The 4,116-nt window shown below is 71.3% G+C and carries 3 protein-coding genes; 2 read left to right on the top strand and 1 reads right to left on the bottom strand.

The window, feature by feature from the left end:
- The coding region (locus ABT381_RS35255; protein WP_351602042.1) for an ATP-binding SpoIIE family protein phosphatase at positions 1-1,682 on the top strand (1,682 nt) is incomplete at its 5' end.
- Positions 1,683-1,760: 78 nt separating this feature from the next.
- Here ABT381_RS35255 and ABT381_RS35250 read toward each other — a convergent pair.
- A complete protein-coding gene (locus ABT381_RS35250; RefSeq protein ID WP_351602039.1) occupies positions 1,761-3,056 on the bottom strand; it encodes an MFS transporter in 1,296 nt (431 codons plus the stop codon).
- A gap of 254 nt (positions 3,057-3,310) precedes the next feature.
- Between ABT381_RS35250 and ABT381_RS35245 the strand changes: the two genes are divergently transcribed.
- The gene (locus tag ABT381_RS35245; protein WP_351602036.1) at positions 3,311-3,871 is read left to right on the top strand and encodes a MarR family winged helix-turn-helix transcriptional regulator; all 561 of its coding nucleotides are present in this window, start codon (positions 3,311-3,313) and stop codon (positions 3,869-3,871) included.
- Positions 3,872-4,116: the final 245 nt, after the last annotated feature.

Below are 4,116 nucleotides of genomic sequence, written 5' to 3'. Positions count from 1 at the left end.
GCACGGGCGCGCCACCGGGCGCGGCCCCCGCAAGCGCGGTCCCCGCCGCCCGCGCCGAGCGCCCCGAAGCGCACACCCCGCCCTCGGGCACCGCGCTCGGCAGCGCGTTCGGTGCGCAGCCGCCCACCGTCGACGTGCTCTCGGCACACGAGATCCTCGGCACGATCCCCGCCCTGGTCGCCGTCGTCTACGGCCCCGAGCACCGCATCGCGTACGTCAACGGCGCGTACGCCAAGGTCTTCGGCGCCCGCCCGGCCGGACTGACCGCGCGCGAAGCCCTCCCCGAGCTCACCGAGCTGGGCCTGCTGCCGCTGATGGACCAGGTACTGCGCAGCCGCAAGCCGCGCACGGTCAAGGCGCGCAAGGTCCCCGGCGGCGCCGGATCCGACCTCAGCCGTGACGGCTACTACACCTTCACCTGCACGCCCATCGAGGTCGCCGCCACCAGCACCCCGGCCCCGGACCCCGAGATCGCCTGCGTCGCGCCGCACAAGGGCGTCCTCGTCTTCGCCGCCGACGTCACCGACCAGGTCGAGGCCGCCGAGCGGCTGCGCGCCGCCGAACGCCGCCAGCGCGAGGCCGCCGTCACCCTCCAGCGCTCCCTGCTGCCCCAGGAGCTGGAGCAGCCCGACGACCTCCGAGTCGCCGCGATCTACCACCCCGGCGGCACGGACGCCGCGGTCGGCGGCGACTGGTACGACGTGATCACCCTCGGCGCCGGGCGCACAGCGCTGGTCATCGGCGACGTCATGGGCCGCGGGGTGCGCGCCGCCGCCGTCATGGGCCAGCTCCGTACGGCCGTCCGCGCCTACGCCCGGCTCGACCTCCCGCCGCACGAGGTCCTGCAGCTCCTGGACGGCCTCGCCGCGGAGATCGACGCGAGCCAGATCGCCACCTGCGTGTACGCCGTGCACGACCCCAACGAAGGCCGGCTGGTCTATGCCTCGGCGGGCCATCTGCCCATCCTCGTGCGCGACCAGGACGGCACCGTCCACCGCGCCGAGGAGCCGACAGGACCGCCGCTCGGCACCGGCGGCTGGCTGCACACCTCCGGCAGCGTCCCGCTCGTCCCCGGCTCCACCGCTGTCCTCTATACGGACGGCCTGGTCGAACGCCGCGACAAGGACATCGACGAGGGCATCGCCGCACTGGAGCACGCCGTCGCGGGCGCCACCGGCGCGCCCGACATCATCTGCGACCGCCTGCTGCGCGCGCTCGGCATCTCCAACGACCACGACGACGACGTCGCCGTCCTGGTCCTCCAGCACCCGGACCGCACAGGTCCAGAGGCCGAGCTCTTCCACAACGCCGCACTGGAACTGCACGGCGGTACGGAGGCGGCGCCGCGCGCCCGCGCCTTCGCCTCCGGAGTGCTCGCCTCCTGGCGCTTCTCCCCGGAGCTGCACGACCTCGGCGTCCTGGCCGCGAGCGAGCTGGTCGCCAATTCGCTCCAGCACGGGACGCCGCCCATGCGGCTGCGGCTACGGCGTACGGACCGCCGCCTCATCGTCGAGGTCACCGACGGCGACGACCACCTGCCGCGCCGCCGCCGCGCCGAGCCGGTCGACGAGGCGGGCCGCGGCATCTCGATCATCGCCACCATCGCCTCGAACTGGGGCTCGCGCCGCACACCGGGCGGCGGCAAGGCGGTCTGGTGCGAGTTCGCACTGCCCCGGGAGTAGCGGTCCGGGCCTGACGGCCCGTACGGAAGAGGCCGTGTCCGTACGGATGTACGGACCCGGCCCCGCCGGTCACGCCGCTTACGCGACGCAGGCCACCTCGTCGCGCACCGGAACCTCCGCAACCTCCGCCGGCGCGGCCACGGCCTGCGGGTTGTCCTGCGCGGCCGTGAGCATCCGGCCCAGCCGCAGGGCCAGCGCCGAGACGCCGAGCGCGCACAGGATCAGCATCACGATGTACGCGGCCGACGCGCCGTGACCCACCATGAGCGCGCCCACGGCCGGACCGACCGCCAGCGCCAGCTGCTTCACCAGGGCGAACACCGAGTTGTACTGACCGATCAGCCGGCTCGGTGCCAGGTCGGCCACCAGCGGCGAGATCGTCGGCGACAGCATCGACTCGCCCACGCCGAACAGCATGTACGTGGAGATCAGCAGCCCCGTGGCCAGCGCCTGCGCGCCGTGCACCAGGCCGGACAGGCCCGCCGCGACCCAGGCCACGGTCCATATGAGCCCGACCACCGCGATGACCCGGCTGCGCCGGCGCCGCTCGACCAGCTTCAGGACGACGAACTGCGCCAGCACGATGGCCGCGGTATTGGCCGCCAGCGCGATGCCCAGCGTCGACGGCTGGATGCGGGTGACCTCGGTCGCGTACGCGGCCAGGCCCGACTCGAACTGCCCGTAGCAGGCGAAGAACAGCACGAAGCCCAGCGCGCACAGCCACATCATCCGGCGGTCGGCGAGCAGCGCCCGCCAGGCGCCCTCGGCCCGCGCCTCGACCGGCACCTCGTCCTCGACCTTGGGCACCTTCGGCAGCCGTACGGTCGCCACGGCCGCGCCGAGCACCAGGAACATCACGGCCTCAATGGCGAAAAGCCGTACGAAGCTCGCGGGGTCGTGCTCGTCGACCAGCAGGCCGCCGATCAGCCCGCCGATGCCCAGGCCCAGGTTGTTCATGAAGAACTGGGTGGCGAAGGCGCGCGACCGCGTCACGGTCGTCGAGCACCAGACGATCATCGTCGCCAGCGCCGGCTGGATGACCGCTATGCCCGCGCCGAGCGCCACCGTCGAGGCGATGACCATCGGCTCATTGTCCGAGAGGCCCAGGCCCAGCGAGCCGAGCGCGGCGGCGAACGTGCCCACCACGGCCACCGGCAGCGGACCCCGCCGGTCGATGGCACGACCGGTGAAGGGCAGCACGACGAGCGCGGCGGCGGCCAGCATCGCGAGCACGATGCCTGCCGTACTCGCTCCAAGGTCACGCACCTTCGCCACATAGACGTACAGATACGGAACCGTGAAGCCGTTGCCGAACGCGCTCAGCGCGTTGCCCAGCTGGATCCGGCGCAGCGCGGCGCCCATTGCGGTGGTCACACTCACCTACCTAGGTCGAGAGGGTCGTCAGATTCGTACGAGTGTGCATGGCGGGATGAGGCGTACGAGGAAATTCGGACCCCCTGAGCCTGGTGCCCCCAGCACTGGCGGACTTCAGAGGAAGAGGAGCGGCGCAACGTGCCCGGACGGGACCGGACAGTCACAAGCTGAAGACTTCAACTCTAAAGTTCGAAGCTAAAGACTACATGACCAAGGACTTCGACGCCAATGAGTTACGTGCCATACTGCGCCGCATGTCAGAGCCCTCAGACGCGGTCCCGAGGCCGGCCGAGCCGAGCCTCGAGGAACAGATCGCGGCCTACCAGCGCGAGTTCCAGGACCTCGACCCACAGGTGGAGAAGGTCGTCTCCGCACTCCAGCGCCTCAATCGCCGGATGAACGTCGCCTACGGGCGGCAGACCGGCACGCTGGGGATAAGCAATGCCGAGTGGGAAGTACTGAAGGCCCTCGTCGTCTCCGGAGCGCCGTACCGCCTCGGCCCCGGCGAGCTCGCCAAGCGGCTGGGTCTCACGCCGGCCGCCATGACGCACCGCATCGACCGCATGGCGAGCGAGGGGCTCGTCAACCGCGAGCGCGACGAGAACAACCGGGTGCGCGTCATCGTCGAGCTCACCCACGAGGGCCGCCAGAAGTGGCTGGAGGCCATGCGCCTCGCGTCCGTATTCGAAGAGGACCTGCTACAGGACCTCGATTCACGCGAACGAGGGCTTCTCGGTGACGTACTGACGCGCCTGCTGCGCCGGGTGGAGGACGCCCAGCCCGACGCGGAAGGCCGCCTCACCGACCTCGACTGACGAGGGTGGTCACGGGTGTCCGGCCGCGGTGGTCACGGGCGCCCACGGACGGGCCGGGAGCCGGTTGACACGGCCCACCCCGATCCGTAGTGTTCTCCGAGTTGCCACACAGCCGTAACGGTTTTGCGGCAGCCACTCGCGCCGCACCGACGGCAACCCATTACTGCACGGCCTTCCTTCGGGAACAATTTCGGCATGCCGAAATTCGACCGACCGGCTCGATTATGAACCGGCAGCGAAAACCG

This window comes from Streptomyces sp. NPDC000151, from assembly GCF_040301705.1.
Taxonomy (GTDB): Bacteria; Actinomycetota; Actinomycetes; order Streptomycetales; family Streptomycetaceae; genus Streptomyces.
This window is presented reverse-complemented; position numbering and strand designations above follow the sequence as displayed.